General features: G+C 59.4%; 14 protein-coding genes. 11 read left to right on the forward strand and 3 right to left on the reverse strand.

Annotated features, from left to right (window positions below):
• Position 1 precedes the first annotated feature (1 nt).
• The 4 genes from G6L97_RS16895 (at position 2) to panB (ending at position 3,527) form a co-directional block, all read left to right on the forward strand.
• Complete coding sequence (locus tag G6L97_RS16895) at positions 2-928, forward strand: hydroxymethylglutaryl-CoA lyase (RefSeq protein WP_065704312.1); 927 nt, start codon at positions 2-4, stop codon at positions 926-928.
• Positions 918-1,694 carry an enoyl-CoA hydratase-related protein gene (locus G6L97_RS16900; protein WP_065704315.1) on the forward strand — a complete coding sequence of 259 codons (777 nt, stop codon included), beginning with the start codon at positions 918-920 and terminating at the stop codon, positions 1,692-1,694. The genes G6L97_RS16895 and G6L97_RS16900 overlap by 11 nt, the downstream gene beginning before the upstream one ends.
• A 118-nt stretch (positions 1,695-1,812) precedes the next feature.
• Positions 1,813-2,691, forward strand: a complete 879-nt coding sequence (gene panC, locus G6L97_RS16905) for a pantoate--beta-alanine ligase (RefSeq protein ID WP_065704317.1) — start codon at positions 1,813-1,815, stop codon at positions 2,689-2,691.
• Positions 2,688-3,527: a 3-methyl-2-oxobutanoate hydroxymethyltransferase gene (gene panB / locus G6L97_RS16910; protein WP_111782970.1), complete on the forward strand. Its 840-nt coding sequence runs from the start codon at positions 2,688-2,690 to the stop codon at positions 3,525-3,527. Before panC ends, panB begins: the two co-directional genes overlap by 4 nt.
• Before the next feature lie 201 nt (positions 3,528-3,728).
• Here panB and rhaI read toward each other — a convergent pair whose 3' ends face one another.
• Both rhaI and G6L97_RS16920 read right to left on the reverse strand, forming a co-directional pair.
• On the reverse strand, positions 3,729-5,021 hold the full coding sequence (rhaI, locus tag G6L97_RS16915; RefSeq protein WP_003511194.1) for an L-rhamnose catabolism isomerase: 1,293 nt from the start codon (positions 5,019-5,021) through the stop codon (positions 3,729-3,731).
• 99 nt (positions 5,022-5,120) lie between these two features.
• Positions 5,121-7,217 carry a bifunctional rhamnulose-1-phosphate aldolase/short-chain dehydrogenase gene (locus G6L97_RS16920; RefSeq protein ID WP_065704319.1) on the reverse strand — a complete coding sequence of 699 codons (2,097 nt, stop codon included), beginning with the start codon at positions 7,215-7,217 and terminating at the stop codon, positions 5,121-5,123.
• 201 nt (positions 7,218-7,418) lie between these two features.
• On the opposite strand from G6L97_RS16920, the gene G6L97_RS16925 reads away from it, so the two are divergent.
• The 7 genes from G6L97_RS16925 (at position 7,419) to G6L97_RS16955 (ending at position 14,780) form a co-directional block, all read left to right on the forward strand.
• Complete coding sequence (locus tag G6L97_RS16925; protein ID WP_065704321.1) at positions 7,419-8,249, forward strand: DeoR/GlpR family DNA-binding transcription regulator; 831 nt, start codon at positions 7,419-7,421, stop codon at positions 8,247-8,249.
• A gap of 48 nt (positions 8,250-8,297) precedes the next feature.
• Positions 8,298-9,308, forward strand: a complete 1,011-nt coding sequence (gene rhaS / locus G6L97_RS16930) for a rhamnose ABC transporter substrate-binding protein (RefSeq protein WP_003511200.1) — start codon at positions 8,298-8,300, stop codon at positions 9,306-9,308.
• 208 nt (positions 9,309-9,516) lie between these two features.
• Positions 9,517-11,052, forward strand: coding sequence for a sugar ABC transporter ATP-binding protein (locus tag G6L97_RS16935; RefSeq protein ID WP_065704323.1), 1,536 nt, complete (start codon positions 9,517-9,519; stop codon positions 11,050-11,052).
• 13 nt (positions 11,053-11,065) lie between these two features.
• Positions 11,066-12,067, forward strand: coding sequence for an ABC transporter permease (locus tag G6L97_RS16940; RefSeq protein WP_065704326.1), 1,002 nt, complete (start codon positions 11,066-11,068; stop codon positions 12,065-12,067).
• Entirely contained in the window at positions 12,064-13,074 is a 1,011-nt protein-coding gene (locus G6L97_RS16945; RefSeq protein ID WP_065704328.1) for an ABC transporter permease, read from the forward strand. The genes G6L97_RS16940 and G6L97_RS16945 overlap by 4 nt, the downstream gene beginning before the upstream one ends.
• 3 nt (positions 13,075-13,077) lie before the next feature.
• A complete protein-coding gene (gene rhaM, locus G6L97_RS16950; RefSeq protein WP_065704329.1) occupies positions 13,078-13,401 on the forward strand; it encodes an L-rhamnose mutarotase in 324 nt (107 codons plus the stop codon).
• Positions 13,398-14,780, forward strand: coding sequence for an FGGY-family carbohydrate kinase (locus G6L97_RS16955; RefSeq protein ID WP_065704331.1), 1,383 nt, complete (start codon positions 13,398-13,400; stop codon positions 14,778-14,780). Before rhaM ends, G6L97_RS16955 begins: the two co-directional genes overlap by 4 nt.
• 55 nt (positions 14,781-14,835) lie before the next feature.
• Here the strand turns inward: G6L97_RS16955 and G6L97_RS16960 are convergent, their stop codons facing one another.
• A complete protein-coding gene (locus G6L97_RS16960) occupies positions 14,836-15,672 on the reverse strand; it encodes an alpha/beta fold hydrolase (protein WP_065659631.1) in 837 nt (278 codons plus the stop codon).
• Between the last annotated feature and the right edge of the window lie 179 nt (positions 15,673-15,851).

The following is a 15,851-nucleotide window of genomic DNA, read 5'->3' on the forward strand; positions in this document are numbered from 1 at the left end:
GATGGCCTTGCCCAAAACCGTCAAGATCGTCGAGGTCGGCGCACGTGATGGCCTGCAAAACGAAACTGCTGAGGTTCCCACCGCCTTCAAGATCAGGTTGATCGAGCGGCTGGCTGCGGCCGGATTGGCGGCGGTGGAGGCAGGAGCGTTCGTTTCGCCAAAAAAAGTTCCGCAAATGGCAGGGTCGAAGGAGGTGCTTCTAGGCCTCAAACGACATCCCAATACCGGCTATCCGGCGCTCGTTCCCAATATCAAGGGTTTCGAGGCCGCCGTTGAAGCCGGTGTGACGGAGATAGCCGTTTTCGTCTCCGCATCCGAAGGCTTCAGCCAGCACAATATCGCCTGTTCGCGCGCCGAAAGCCTCGAGCGCCTGCGCGATGTTTCGGAGGCAGCGGCCAGCCGTAACATCCGCATGCGCGGCTATGTCTCCTGCATCGCCGGTTGCCCCTATGACGGCGCGGTCGCACCCGATGATGTGGCGGCGATGGCCGAAGCGCTTGTCGCCATGGGATGCTACGAAATCTCGCTCGGCGATACGATTGGCGTCGGCACGGCCGGGCAAATCCGCAAGCTCATCCAACATGTATCGACCCGCATCCCGCGCGAAAAACTCGCCATGCATTTCCACGACACCTATGGGCAGGGCGTCGCCAATGTGCTGGCTTCGCTTGAGGAAGGTATTTGTGTGTTCGACAGTTCCGTGGCCGGGCTCGGCGGTTGCCCCTTTGCGCCGGGCGCAAGCGGCAATGTCGCCACCGAAGACGTTATTTATCTGCTGCACGGGCTTGGCATCAAAACCGGCATCGACCTGATGGCGGTGGCGAGAACGGGAGACTGGATAAGTCGCCATCTCGGCAGGGCAAATGCGGCACGCGCAGGTAAGGCACTGCTTGCCGTAAAGATGGAGGATAATGCACATGGTGGGTGAGCTGTTGAGCGAGAAGCGCAAGGACGTTCTGTGGCTGACGCTTAACCGGCCGGACGTCCACAACGCCATGAACGCCGCGATGACGGACGCCTTGACGCATGCGATCCGGACGGCCTCCAGCGACGGCGACCTGCGTGCCGTGGTGATAACGGCGGCGGGCGACCGTAGCTTCTGCTCAGGGGCCGATCTGAAGGAAAGCGCTGGTGGCATGTTCCTCTCGCGAGACGGAACGAACCCCATCGCCAATGTGATGCGCGCTATCGAGACCTGCAACAAAATCGTCATCGCCCGCGTCAATGGCCGGGTGCTGGCGGGTGGGCTAGGCCTCATCGCGGCCTGCGATCTCGCTTATGCCGCCGATCATGCTGAGTTCGGCCTGCCGGAAGTTCGCGTCGGCCTTTTCCCGGCCATGGTGGCGGCGAAACTTCTGGCCAAAATACCGCTGAGCCGCCTCCACGAAATGGCCTATCTGGGGCAACCGGTCACCGCCGCAGAGGCCGAAGGCATCGGCCTCATCAACCGCACGGCGCCACGTGCCGAACTCGATGGCGTGATCGAGGGGGTACTCGCCCGCTTGCGGCAGAACGCGCCGGGCGCAGTCGCCGCCGGAAAGGCAGCGCTGCTGACGATGCGCGACATGCCGGCCAGTGAACGGCTCGCCTTTGCCGAAAGCGTCATCGCGAAGATCAGCAGCAGCGAGGAGGCGCGCGAAGGCAGAGACGCCTTCGCTGGAAAACGCCCGCCGCTCTGGGCTGGCGGGTCCTGAACCACCGCTCAAGGTCTTAATCGATATAATGCCCACAGCCGCGTTGACCCCGTTCGGCAAATCGAGTTCTATCCACCACCTTTCGCCGGAGGGCGATCGGGGAGCTGGAGGAGAACCTATGCGCCTTGTAAAAACCGTCGCCGAGTTGCGCGGTCTGACCGCCAAGTTTCGTCGCGATGGCAAGACCGTCGGCTTCGTGCCGACCATGGGTTTTTTGCATATCGGCCATCTGACGCTGGTTGCCAGGGCGAAGACGGAGAACGACGTGACGGTGGTCTCGATCTTCGTCAATCCGCTGCAATTCGGAGCCAATGAGGATCTTGCCCGTTACCCCCGCGATCTCGCCCGCGATAGCGCGCTGCTGGAAGAGGCAGGTGTCGACATTCTTTTCGCACCCGAGGTTACGGAGATGTATCCGCGCCCGATGCAGACCGTGGTGGATGTGCCGGAACTGGGAAGCCAGTTGGAAGGTGCGGTACGGCCGGGGCATTTTGCCGGGGTTACGACTGTTGTCACCAAGCTTTTTAATCTCGTGCAGCCGGATGCCGCCTATTTCGGAGAAAAGGACTACCAGCAGGTAACGCTGATCCGGCGCATGGTGGACGATCTCGCCCAGCCAGTCCGCATCGTTCCCGTCGCCACCGTACGTGAGGCGGATGGGCTCGCCTGCTCCTCGCGCAATGTCTACCTGAGCCTTGAAGAGCGTGCCGCCGCCGTAATTGTGCCGCGCGCGCTTGATGAGGCCGAGCGGCTGTACAATGAGGGCTGCGACGACCCGGACGCGTTCGAAGCAGCAATAGAAAAATTCATCGCCACCGAGAAGCTGGCATTGCCCGAAGTCGTGGCGGTGCGCGATCCCGACACGCTGGCCCCCGTGGCTTCGCTGCAGGCGCGGCCTGTGCTGGTGGCACTGTTTGTGCGGGTCGGCAGCACCCGCCTTCTCGACAACCGCGTCATCGGACGTGATAAAACTGGCAAACAGGAGGCTGCACGATGAGCACGCACGCGAAACAGAAGCGGCTGACGACAGCCTCCATCAAGCAAATGAAAGGCGGTGCGCGCATCGTCTGCCTTACTGCCTATACGACGCCGATTGCCCGCCTGCTCGATCCGCATTGCGACCTGCTGCTGGTTGGCGATTCAGTCGGCATGGTACTTTATGGCATGGACACGACGGTCGGCGTCACCCTGGATATGATGATCGCCCATGGCCGCGCCGTCATGCGTGGTGTGGAACACGCCTGCGTCATCGTCGATCTCCCCTTCGGGACCTATCAGGAATCAAAGGAACAGGCGTTCCGCAACGCCGTGCGGCTGATGCAGGAAACCGGCTGTGATGGCGTGAAGCTGGAAGGTGGTGAGGAAATGGCCGAAACCATCGCCTTTCTCGTGGCGCGCGGCATTCCGGTGTTCGGCCATGTCGGGCTGATGCCGCAGTTGGTCCACACCGCCGGAAGTTTCCGCTCTCTTGGACATTCAGATGCGGAAACGCAGAAAATCTGGCGCGATGCGATTGCGGTCGATCAGGCCGGTGCTTTCGCCATTGTCGTGGAGGGTACCGTCGAGCCGCTTGCGCGCGAATTGACCGAAAAACTCTCCGTCCCGACTGTCGGCATCGGCGCATCACCAGCCTGCGATGGGCAGGTGCTGGTTTCCGACGACATGCTCGGTCTCTTCACCGATTTCAAACCGAAATTCGTCAAACGTTTCGCCGATCTGGGTGCGACCGTTTCACAGGCAGCAGCAGGTTATGCCGAAGAGGTGCGCTCCGGCGCGTTTCCGGGGCCGGAGCATACGTTTCAGGTCCGTAGGCAATCGCCTTCGGCGGAGTGAGGGAACGGCGCAGATGAGGTGGTGAGGTGGTGACATACACCTTCACCTTCGTCACGCTCGGGCTCGTCCCGAGCATCTGCTACCTATCTATTTTGTGAAATGTCGGCAGATCCTCGGCACAAGGCCGAGGGTGACGTCGCGTTTGCGGCAAGGTTTGTAAGTAGGCTCGGCTTCTCCGCCTATCCCCTCAAACCCCAACCCCTAAACAATCCCGCCGCTGCCACCGACCGAAGCCGGGCGTTCCGCCGCAACCCGTTTGCGATAACCACTGGCCCGGTAGGTGGCAACAGGATCGATCGCGCCGCCCGCCAACTGCCTTGCTTTAGCGAGAACCGGCTCGACATCGGTGCGATAGGCCCGTTTCAGCGTATCGGAGGCCATCAACGCATCATTGTCTTGCTGGTAGCCATCCAAAGCCGCGCGATCCACCAGCAGCGCCTGCGCATAGGCGCGGCGGATTTCGTTGGCACTGGAAATCAGGCTTTCGATTGGGTCGGTCACATTGTGCGACTGGTCGATCATATGGGCGGGATGGAAGCCCTTCACGCCACGATGTTCGGCATCTACCAGCTCGTTGAAGACGAGGAACAGGCGGTAAGGCTCGATGGAGCCGGCATCCAGATCGTCATCGCCATATTTCGAATCGTTGAAGTGGAAACCACCGAGCTTGCCGAACTGGATGAGCCGGGAGACGATCATCTCGATATTGGTGTTCGGCGCATGGTGACCGAGATCAACGAGGCAGAACGCCTTTTCACCGAGCGTATTAGCGATGAGGTAGTTGGTGCCCCAATCCTGCACGACGGTGGAATAGAAAGCCGGCTCGAACATCTTGTGTTCGGAAAAGATGCGCCAGTCATCCGGCAGCGCCTTGTAGATATCGGCCATGGCCGCGAGATAGCGCTCGAAACTTCTGGTGAAATTGCTCTGGCCGGGGAAGTTGGAACCATCGCCCACCCACACCGTCAGCGCCTTGGAACCAATTGCCTTGCCAATCTCGATACATTCGATGTTGTGCTCCACGGCTTGGCCCCGCGTTGCGGCATCGGTGTGGCTGAGCGAACCGTATTTGTAGGAATGGCTCTGATCCGGTGCATCCGAGAAGGTATTGGAATTCATGGCGTCGAAGCCGAGACCTAGCGTGTCGGCATGGTCCTTCAAACGCTTCGGGTCCTGCTTGTCCCACGGAATATGCAGGGAGACATTCGGGGTCGCCCGTGTCAGCTGGTTGATGACGGCGCAATCATCCAGCTTGTCAAAAATGCCGCGGGGCTCACCTTCGCCCGGAAAGCGGGCGAAACGGGTGCCGCCGGTGCCGACGCCCCAGGATGGAACAGCGACGAAGAATTCCGCGACCTTGGCGGTGACAGCATCGATATCGATGTTGCGGCGCGCAAGCTGGTTGCCCAGCGCATCGTAGTCGTCCTTCAGCGCGGCGGCGCGCTTGTCGTTTTCGGCCGCGATCACATCGGCGGCGATTTTGGTGTCGGTCATCTCTTCCTCCCCGGAATCGGTCCAGTGCATGCTCGATCATCGCCCCCTCCGTCATTCCGGCCTAAGCCGTAATGACGGAGGTGAGACGTGCCGAAATTCCTACCGCGTAAAGCTCTGCGCATTGCCGGCATCGACATTGATGATATTGCCGGTTGATTTGGCCGACGCGTCGGACGCCAGGAAGTAGATCGCTTCGGCGATGTCTTCCGGGAACACATTGAGCTTCAGCATAGAGCGCTTGCGGTAATGTTCCTCCAGATCGGTCACCTCGATCTTCGACGAGGCCGCGCGCTGCTCGCGCCACTCGCCGTTCCAGATCTTCGAACCGCGCAGAACGGCATCGGGATTGACGGTGTTGACTCGAATGCCGGCTTCCGCCCCTTCCAGAGCAAGGCAACGGGCAAGATGGATTTCCGCCGCCTTGGCCGTGCAATAGGCAGAAGCATTGGGCGAAGAGGCAAGACCGTTTTTAGAGGCGACGAACACCACGTTGCCGCCGAGATTTTGACGCCTGAGTAGCCGGAATGCTTCTCGCGACACGAGGAAATAACCCGTCGCGAGAATATCGATATTCTTGTTCCACATGGCAAGCGTCGTGTCTTCCACCGGTGCAGAAGAGGCGATGCCGGCATTGGAGACGAGAATATCCACACCGCCAAATTCCACGCTCGCTTCCGCAAAGGCGGAAATGACCGCGTCTTCCTGCGTCACATCCAGCTTGACGCTGCGCACCGCATCAGCACTGTAGCGCTTCGCGAAATCGCCCTTGGCCGCTTCCAGCGCCGCCTCGTCAATATCGGCGAGAACAACGCAGGCGCCCTCCGCTGCCAGCCTTTCCGCCGTCGCCCGGCCGATGCCGCCGGCGCCACCGGTGACAAAGGCCACGCGTCCGGCAAGGCTTTTCGGCTTCGGCATGCGCTGCAGCTTTGCCTCTTCCAGCAGCCAATATTCGATATCGAAGGCTTCCTGTTCGGGTAGGCCCTGATATTCGGACACGGTGGAAGCGCCGCGCATGACGTTGATGGCGTTGACGTAAAATTCACCGGCGATACGTGCGGTTGCCTTGTCCTTGGCAAAGGACAGCATGCCGACACCGGGGATCAGGAAAATCACCGGGTTCGGGTCGCGCATATCAGGCGAATTATCATGGCGGCACGCCTCATAATATCTGACGTAGTCGGCGCGGTAGGCCTCTAGCGCCTTGTCGAGACCGGCTGTCAGCGCATCCACATCGGGATTTGCCGTATCGAGATCGAGGATCAGCGGGCGGATTTTCGTTCGCAGGAAATGATCCGGGCAGGAGGTGCCGAGATTTCCGAGCGGCTTCAGATCCTTCGAATTGACGAATTCCAGAACCGCGTCCTGATCATCGAAATGGCCGAGCTTGCGCTCCTTGCGGCCGATCCGACCACGGATTTCCGGCATCAACCGCGCAGCAATCGCGCGGCGTTCGGCAAGTGGCAGGCTCCTGGCAACGGCACCGCCGAAAATCGTCTTGCCTTCGGTCTTGGCCGCAAACCATTCGATCGCCTTGTTGATGATGGCGAGCGTCAGTTCGTAACATGTCTTGGCGTCGTTATCCCAGGTGAACAGACCGTGGCTTTCCAGCACAACGCCCTTGGCCTCGGGGTTGGCTTTTACGAAAGCCTCGAGATCGAGACCCAGTTGGAAACCGGGACGGCGCCAGGGAAGCCAGCCGATGTCATCGCCAAAGATCTGCTGCGTCAGTTCTTTCGAATTTTTGGAGGCGGCAATCGCGATGATCGCATCCGGATGCATGTGATCGACATGATCAAAAGGCACGAAGCCGTGCAGCGGCGTATCGATGGAGGCGGCGCGTGGGTTGAGGTTGAAGGTGCAATGCGGCAGGAAGCCGACCATGCGGTCCTCATCCTCGACACCCTTGTAAATGCCCTTTAGCGCTTCCAGCTTGTCGAGATAAAGCGTCGCAAAACCATCGAGCTTGATGGTACCGACATCGCCGCCGGACCCTTTAACCCACATGACGCGGACTTTCTCGCCCGTCAGCGGATCGGTTTCGAGCACCTTCGCGGATGTGTTTCCGCCGCCATAATTGGTGATGCGCTTGTCGGCGCCAAGCAGATTGGAGCGATAAAGCAGCTTGCCAGGCTCATCGAGCGTTTTGGCATAGGCATCGTCCCAACGGCTTTCGAGAAGGCGGGATTTTCCCGTCATGTCTTCCTCCCAAGTCAAGTCTGCATTCGCGGGTGCCGAGATCGGTCCGCCTCCGTTGACGGCAGATATCGCGCATACAAAAGCGAAATGTCAATCAAAAACGATCATAAATTTTCATGTTGCAGCGCGATATTGATTAATTTGATCGTTCTTGATTGACAACGTAAAGAGATTGCGAATAATCACAATCAGGAGGACCACATGCACGAACGCGAACGCCATCGCATCATCTTGAGCGCCACACAGGAAAAAGCTGTCGTGACGGTGCAGGATATTGCCGAACTGACGGATGCGTCGGAAGCAACGATCCGCCGGGATATCGCGTCCCTGCATGTTCAGGGAAAGTTGCGACGCGTGCGTGGCGGTGCCGAAGCGGTGCATCCACCGCAGTTGGGTAATCTGGCCGCGCGACCGTTCCGCGTGTCCGAATCGGTCAACATCGACAAGAAACGCGCAATTGCGCGCAAGGCGGTTGATCTCTGTAATGAGGGTGATGCGATCATCTTAAATGGCGGCACGACTACATTCCAGATGGTGCACTACATGGCGGCGCGACGGCTGCAGGTGATGACCAATTCCTTCGCGATTGCGGAGCATCTGGTCAAACATTCCAAATGCAATGTCAGCGTGCCGGGTGGCGCAATCTATCGCGATCAAAGCCTTATCCTGTCGCCCTTCGAAAACGATGCCATCCGCAATTTTTACGCAAGACGAATTTTTCTCGGCGCGCAGGGCATAGGCGCACTCGGCATCATGGAATCGGACGCGCTGGTGATCCAGAGCGAGCAGAAGCTGATGCGGCAGGCGGAAGAGCTGATCGTGATGGTCGATTCCTCGAAATTCAAAAAACGATCCAGCCTGATTTTATGCCCACTCGAAAACGTCTCGACCATCATCACCGATGACGGGATTTCGGATGAGGCGGCGCGGATGGTTGAAAATGCCGGCGTCGAATTGCTGATCGCCGGCGCAGCGGGGGATGGCAAGATAGCCAACCCGCCTGATGAGGAGGATTCCTCTTCGGTCGCTTGAGGAAGCACCGAAAAGAGGAACAGGTTCAAAAACGGGAGGAAAAGGAACATGAAACTTACACGCAGAACATTGACGAGCGTCCTGGCACTTAGCGCGGCGCTCTCCGTCGCGGGTCTTGGCGGCGTTGCCCAGGCAGCCGATGTGAAGATCGCGCTGGTGGTCAAATCACTTGGCAACGGCTTTTTCGAAGCCGCCAACAAGGGCGCGCAGGAGGCGGCAAAAGACCTCGGTGGCGTCGAGATCATCTATACGGGCCCGACCAGCACCACCGCGGAAGGCCAGATCGAGGTCATCAATTCGCTGATCGCGCAGGGCGTGGATGCCATCGCTATTTCCGCCAATGACCCGGACGCCGTAGTTCCGGCGCTGAAAAAGGCGGCGCAGCGTGGCATCAAGGTCATCTCCTGGGATTCCGGCGTGGCACCTGAAGGCCGCATTTTGCAGCTCAACCCCTCGTCCAACGCGCTGATCGGCAAGATGTGCCTGCAGCTTGCCGCATCGCACCTGGAAGGCGGCAAGGGCGATTTCGCCATCCTTTCTGCTACCACCACCTCCACGAACCAGAATATCTGGATCGATGAGATGAAGAAGCAGTTGAAGGACTTCCCCGGCCTCAACCTCGTTACCACCGTTTATGGTGACGACCTTGCCGACAAGAGCTACCGCGAAGCACAGGGCCTGCTTTCCTCCCATCCTGATGTAAAGGTCATCGTCGCACCGACGACGGTTGGCGTTCTTGCGGCCTCTCAGGCCGTGAAGGATGCGGGCAAGATCGGCAAGGTCTTTGTGACGGGCCTTGGCCTGCCCTCGGAGATGGCTGGCGCCATCAAATCAGGCGCAACCAAGGAATTCGCCATCTGGAACCCGATCGACCTCGGTTATTCCGCCACCCAGATTGCCTACCGCCTTGTGAAGGGTGAAGCAGACGGCAAACCGGGCTCGGAAATCGAAGCCGGCCGCATGGGCAAGATCAAGGTTGGCGAAAATAGCGAAGCGGCCATGGCCGATCCCTTCATTTATGACGCCAAGAACATCGATCAGTTCTCGAAGATTTTCTGATCTGAATAATTTCCGGCAGTGCGAAGGCTAACCCCCTTTGTCCTGCCGGACATCTCCCCCTGAAGGGGGGAGATCGATATGCCGCACCCGCTCGTTCCATAGGCAGGGTGTATCCGCTTGCCGATCTCCCCCCTTGTGGGGGAGATGCCCGGCAGGGCAGAGGGGGGTGCCTCTCGCCGCTTCACTCAAAACCAACCGGTAAGACGGAATGATGCGTGCTGAAACCAAAATCTTAGACGTTACCGAGACTTACAGCGCGACGCCCATTCTGGAAATGCGCGGCATCAGCCAGATATTCCCCGGCGTGAAGGCGCTGGATGGCGTCGATATCGCGCTTTATCCCGGCAAGGTCACGGCGCTGATCGGCGAGAACGGTGCTGGAAAATCCACGCTCGTCAAAATTCTCACCGGAATCTACCGCCCGAATGAAGGGGAAATCCTTCTCGATGGCCGGCCCGTCACCTTTCACGGCGCACAGGATGCCATCGATGCCGGCGTGACCGCCATTCATCAGGAAACCGTGCTGTTCGACGAGCTTTCCGTGGGAGAAAACATCTTCCTCGGTCATGCGCCCAAAGGCCGTTTCGGCCTCATTGACTGGAAGACCATCAATGCGCGCGCCGGGGTCCTGCTTGAACAGCTCGAAAGCACCATCGATCCGTCCATTCGGCTGAAGGACCTTTCCATCGCGCAGCGCCACCTCGTGGCAATCGCCAGAGCGCTTTCCGTCGAGGCACGCATCGTCATCATGGACGAACCGACAGCCGCCCTTTCCCGCAAGGAAATCGATGATCTGTTCCGCATCGTTGAAAACCTGAAGCGGCAGGGCAAGGCCATCCTGTTCATCAGCCACAAGTTCGATGAAGTATATGAAATCGCTGAAAATTACGCCGTATTCCGGGACGGAAAGATGGTCGGCGCGGGTAATCTCGCCGCCACCCCGCAGGATGAGATCGTGCGCCTGATGGTTGGCCGCGACGTCACGAACGCCTTTCCCAAGCAGGCGGTCGCGCTCGGCCCGACGGTTCTTTCGGTCCAAAATTATTCACACCAGACGGAATTTCGCGATATTTCTCTCGATCTGCGCAAAGGCGAAATTCTTGGCCTTTATGGGCTGATCGGCGCCGGGCGGTCGGAACTGTGCCAGTCGCTTTTCGGCATCACCCGCCCAGCCTCAGGACAGATTACCCTCAACGGCCAACCGCTCGTCATCCGTTCGCCGGAGGATGCGATCCGCGCCGGCATCGTTTATGTGCCGGAAGAGCGTGGACGGCATGGGCTGGCGCTGGACATGCCGATCTACCAGAACATGTCGCTGCCCTCTCTTGCCCGCACCTCTCGCAAGGGCTTTCTCGCCGCAGCAAACGAATTTGCTCTGGCGCGCAAATATGCCTCCCGCCTCGACCTGCGCGCCGCCGCCCTGTCCGTGCCCGTCGGCACGCTTTCCGGCGGCAACCAGCAGAAGGTGGTGATCGGCAAATGGCTCGCCACGCAGCCGAAAGTCATTATTCTCGATGAACCCACCAAGGGCATCGATATCGGCTCCAAGGCCGCCGTGCACGGCTTCATCAGCGAGCTTGCAGCCGAAGGTCTCTCCATCATCATGATTTCATCCGAACTTCCCGAAATTCTCGGCATGTCCGACCGCGCCATCGTCATGCGCGAAGGCCTGATGGCAGGTCAGTTCGAACGCGCCGATTTTTCTCCGGAAAAGCTGGTGCGCGCCGCCACCGGCAACGCCTGAGAGGGGCAAAACCATGCAACGTTTTCTCAAAAATCGCGAATGGCTGCTGGCGGGCATCATCGTCATCATGATCGCAGGCTTTGCGCTGCGCGCGCCCGGTTTCGGTAAGCTGGCCAATCTCGTCAATATCTTCAACGATACCTCCATCCTCATCATCCTGGCGCTTGGCCAGATGGCGGTCATTCTCACCAAATCCATCGATCTTTCGGTTGCCGCCAACCTCGCCTTCACCGGCATGGCAGTGGCGATGACCAATGCCGCCTTCCCGGGAATTCCACTGCCGCTTCTCATCGCCATGGCGGTCGGCATCGGTGCGTTTCTGGGATCGATCAACGGCATTCTCGTCTGGTGGCTCGGCATTCCGCCCATCGTCGTCACGCTCGGCACGCTCACCATCTATCGCGGCATGGCCTTCGTGCTGTCGGGCGGCGGCTGGGTGAATGCGCACCAGCTTTCGCCGACTTTTCTCAACGTGCCGCGCACCATGATCCTCGGCATGCCGGTTTTATCTTGGGTCGCCATCCTCATCATCGCCGGTGCCTGGCTGGTGCTCAGCCGGACCTCTTTCGGCCGCTCCGCCTACGCTTCCGGCGGTAATCCGGGCGCTGCGGTCTATGCCGGCATCGATGTCGGCCGCACGCGCTTTCTGGCTTTCGTTCTGTCGGGTGCACTGGCAGGACTTGCAAGCTATCTCTGGGTATCGCGTTATGCCGTTGCCTATGTGGATATCGCCGCCGGTTTCGAACTCGATAGCGTTGCGGCAAATGTGATTGGCGGCATCTCCATTGCCGGCGGCATTGGCTCGGTGGCAGGCGCTGTGCTCGGCGCACTGTTTCTCGGCGTCATTAAGAACGCCCTGCCCGTCATCGGCATTTCTCCCTTCGCGCAAATGGCGATTTCCGGCGTGGTTATCGTGCTCGCCGTCGTCTTCAACGCCCGCGCCGAAGCTCGAAAAGGGCGCATCATCCTGCGCGACCGGGCGGCAAGCGATCAGGCCAAGGAGGCCGCAGCATGAGTACGAATTCTCAACCGGCGCAGAAGCCACGTATCATTCCAGACAAGCTCGGCACGCCGTTGCGCCGTCTCCTGGCAAGCTGGGAAGTGCTGCTGCTCGGCGTCGCGATCCTCATCTTCATCGCCAATTCGTTTGCCTCGCCCTATTTCCTCAATGCCTGGAACCTGTCCGACGCGACGTTCAACTTCACCGAAAAGGCGATCATCGCCTTTGCGATGGCGCTTCTGATCATCGCTGGCGAGATTGATCTCTCAGTCGCCGCCGTCATCGCTCTCGCCTCCACCGCAATGGGTGCGGCGGTGCAGATGGGTGTTGGCACGCCGGGACTCGTCGCCATCGGCATCGGAACCGGGCTACTCTGTGGGGCGTTCAACGGCTTTCTCGTCGCTGGCCTCAAACTGCCATCCATCGTCGTCACCATCGGCACGATGAGCCTGTTTCGCGGTATTTCCTATATGGTGCTGGGTGACCAGGCCTATGGCAAATATCCGGCGGATTTCGCCTATTTCGGTCAGGGTTACGTATACTCGGTCATCTCCTTCGAATTCGTGCTGTTCCTCGCCATGGCCGTCATCTTCGCCATTCTGCTGCACGCCACCAATTTCGGCCGGCAGGTCTACGTGATCGGCAACAATCCGTTTGCCGCCCGTTTTTCCGGTATCCCCGTCGAGCGGGTGAAATTCATCCTCTTCCTTTTGACCGGCCTGATGAGCGGCATCGCCGCCATCTGCCTCACCTCGCGGCTCGGTTCCACCCGCCCCTCGATTGCTCAAGGCTGGGAGCTTGAAGTCGTGACCATGGTGGTGCTCGGCGGCGTGTCCATTCTCGGCGGCTCCGGCACCATTGCAGGTGTCGTCATCGCTGCCTTCGTCATGGGCCTCGTCACCTTCGGCCTCGGTCTTCTGAACGTGCCTGGCATCGTCATGTCGATCTTCGTCGGCCTGCTTTTGATCATCACCATCGCCATACCCATCGTTGTGCGCCGCCTTCGCGCCATCAGAGGCTAAGCCATGCCGGAATTAGAAAAACACGCTTTCAAGATGAAACTCTTCGCCGGCAAGCAAGCCGAATATAGACGGCGCCACGACGAGATATGGCCGGAACTGGTTGCTCTACTGCACGAAGCGGGTGTGAGCGACTATTCAATCCACCTCGACCCGGAAACCGACATCCTGTTCGGCGTGCTGACCCGCCCGAAGAACCACGGTATGGCAGCTTTGCCCGAGCATCCCGTGATGAAGAAATGGTGGGCGCATATGGCTGACATCATGGAAAGCAACCCCGATAGTTCGCCTGTCGCGACTGACCTTGTGACAGTGTTCCAACTGCCATGAATGACATGACAAAGCCACGCCGCGTCGCGGTCATCGATATAGGCAAGACCAATGCCAAGGTCGTTGTCATCGACACCCGAAGCGGCGAAGAGATAACCGGTGACAGACGTTCCAACCCTGTCCTTCGTGACGGCATTTATCCGCATTACGATGTGGAGATGCTCTGGAGCTTCATTCTCGCCTCTCTGCGGCGGTTCGCGGAAGAGCCGGGTTTCGACGCGATTTCCATCACGACCCATGGCGCGTCTGCCGCACTTCTTGACGAAAACGGCGATCTTGCCATGCCTGTGCTGGATTACGAGCACAGCTACCCCGCAAGCGTTGCGGAAGCCTATCTCCGCATCAGGCCAGATTTTGCTGAAACCGGCTCGCCCTCGCTTCCAGCCGGATTGAACCTTGGCGCACAAATCCATTTCCAGAAAACCGCCTTTCCGCAGGAATTCGCTGGGGTGCGCAGCATCGTCACCTACGCGCAATATTGGGCGGGGCGGCTGACCGGCGTTCAGGCCACCGAGACGACCTCGCTCGGTTGCCATACGGATTTGTGGAATCCGCGGCTGAAGGCGTTTTCATCGCTGGTCGAGCGCTTGGGCATTGCGCAATTGATGGCGCCGGTGCGCTCCGCCTTCGATGTACTCGGGCCAGTCCGCGAATCGGTGGCGCTGGAAACCGGGCTTTCGGGGGATATATCGGTCTATTGCGGCATCCATGATTCCAACGCCTCGCTCCTGCCGCATCTGCTGCGGCGGCAGGGTGATTTTTCGGTCGTCTCCACCGGCACCTGGGTGGTGAATTTCGCCATCGGCGGTACGGCAGAGGCGCTGGATCCCGCCCGTGATACGCTTTTGAATGTCGATGCCCTCGGGCGTCCCGTTCCCTCCTCCCGCTTCATGGGCGGCAGGGAATATGAAATGCTGACGCACCAATTCGGGCCTGCTCCGGGCGAAGAAACCGAAGCCGCTCTCGGCGGCGTGCTCACAAGAGGCATGATGCTGTTGCCCAGCGTCGTCAGCGGTTCCGGCCCCTTCCCCGGCAAAACAGCGCGCTGGATTGCCGACGACAATGCCACTGTTGCGGAACGGCACGCGGCAGCGGCGCTTTATCTCGCCCTGATGACGGAGTTCAGCCTATCGCTCATCGGGCGGAAAGGCCCGATACTGGTCGAAGGGCCATTCGCCAGCAATGCGCTTTATCTCAAGGCGCTGGCAGGTTTTGCCGAAACTGAGGTCATCGCCGTCAGCGGTTCCACAGGCACCAGTGCCGGGGCAGCACTCCTCACCGGTATCAAACCACTTGCCGGTCGCGAGCGTCATTTCGCTCCCGATGCCATTGCAGGGCTTCCCGCCTATCACAGCGAATGGCAGGCCCGTCTGGCTTGACGCAAGACGACAAAATGCGGCCGGGTATCCAGCCGCATTCCGTTTTGCAAAAGGATCAAGCCTTGATGAAGGCCAGAAGATCGGCGTTGAGCACGTCTGCATTGATGGTCAGCATGCCGTGCGAGAAGCCGGGATAGGTCTTCAGCGTACCGTTTTTCAGGAGCTTCACCGATTTCAGCGCAGAGTCCGCAATCGGCACGATCTGGTCATCTTCACCGTGCAGCACGAGTGTAGGCACGCTGATGGCCTTCAGGTCTTCGGTCTGGTCGGTTTCCGAGAATGCCTTGATGCCATCGTAATGCGCCTTGGCACTGCCCATCATACCCTGCCGCCACCAGTTCTGGATCACGCCTTCCTGAACGGTCGCTCCATCGCGGTTGAAGCCGTAGAACGGGCCGGAGGGCACATCGCGGAAGAACTGCGCGCGGTTTGCGGCAAGTGCTGAACGGAAGCCGTCAAAAACCTCCATCGGCAGGCCCTCGGGGTTGGCCTCGGTCTTGAGCATCAGCGGCGGCACGGCGGAAACCAGAACGGCCTTCGCGACGCGGCCTGCGGGTTCACCGTGTCTGGCAACATAACGCGCCACTTCGCCACCGCCGGTGGAATGACCGATATGCACGGCATTTTTCAGGTCCAGCGCTTCTGCAACCGCAAAGGCGTCTGCGGCATAATGGTCCATATCGTGACCTTCGGAAACCTGCGCGGAGCGGCCGTGACCACGGCGATCATGGGCGACGACACGATATCCTTTCGAGAGGAAAAACAGCATCTGTCCATCCCAGTCGTCGGAGCTGAGTGGCCAGCCGTGGTGAAACACGATGGGCTGAGCATCCTTCGGGCCCCAGTCCTTGTAGAAGATGTCTGTTCCATCTGTCGTCTTAACAAAGCCCATGATCGTTTCTCCTTCGGTTGCGTTGGCATCTTCCGGTGCGATCTATGTTGTGCGCCGGTTTGATGGAGGGATGATGACGCAGGAAAACATCCGCAACAATTGCAACAATAATTCTGAATGAATTGCTGATCTGGTAATAATGGCCGTGCCGCCCGCTGTCTTATGCCCCGTTACCGGCG

Origin of the sequence: Agrobacterium tumefaciens (assembly GCF_013318015.2) — a bacterium.
GTDB classification, from domain to species: Bacteria; Pseudomonadota; Alphaproteobacteria; order Rhizobiales; family Rhizobiaceae; genus Agrobacterium; species Agrobacterium tumefaciens.

Coding starts and splice junctions, on each gene's coding strand:
- G6L97_RS16895 (WP_065704312.1), top strand. CDS start 2: ATGGCCTTGCCCAAAACCGTCAAGATCGTCGAGGTCGGCGCACGTGAT.
- G6L97_RS16900 (WP_065704315.1), top strand. CDS start 918: ATGGTGGGTGAGCTGTTGAGCGAGAAGCGCAAGGACGTTCTGTGGCTG.
- panC (WP_065704317.1), top strand. CDS start 1,813: ATGCGCCTTGTAAAAACCGTCGCCGAGTTGCGCGGTCTGACCGCCAAG.
- panB (WP_111782970.1), top strand. CDS start 2,688: ATGAGCACGCACGCGAAACAGAAGCGGCTGACGACAGCCTCCATCAAG.
- rhaI (WP_003511194.1), bottom strand. CDS start 5,021: ATGACCGACACCAAAATCGCCGCCGATGTGATCGCGGCCGAAAACGAC.
- G6L97_RS16920 (WP_065704319.1), bottom strand. CDS start 7,217: ATGACGGGAAAATCCCGCCTTCTCGAAAGCCGTTGGGACGATGCCTAT.
- G6L97_RS16925 (WP_065704321.1), top strand. CDS start 7,419: ATGCACGAACGCGAACGCCATCGCATCATCTTGAGCGCCACACAGGAA.
- rhaS (WP_003511200.1), top strand. CDS start 8,298: ATGAAACTTACACGCAGAACATTGACGAGCGTCCTGGCACTTAGCGCG.
- G6L97_RS16935 (WP_065704323.1), top strand. CDS start 9,517: ATGATGCGTGCTGAAACCAAAATCTTAGACGTTACCGAGACTTACAGC.
- G6L97_RS16940 (WP_065704326.1), top strand. CDS start 11,066: ATGCAACGTTTTCTCAAAAATCGCGAATGGCTGCTGGCGGGCATCATC.
- G6L97_RS16945 (WP_065704328.1), top strand. CDS start 12,064: ATGAGTACGAATTCTCAACCGGCGCAGAAGCCACGTATCATTCCAGAC.
- rhaM (WP_065704329.1), top strand. CDS start 13,078: ATGCCGGAATTAGAAAAACACGCTTTCAAGATGAAACTCTTCGCCGGC.
- G6L97_RS16955 (WP_065704331.1), top strand. CDS start 13,398: ATGAATGACATGACAAAGCCACGCCGCGTCGCGGTCATCGATATAGGC.
- G6L97_RS16960 (WP_065659631.1), bottom strand. CDS start 15,672: ATGGGCTTTGTTAAGACGACAGATGGAACAGACATCTTCTACAAGGAC.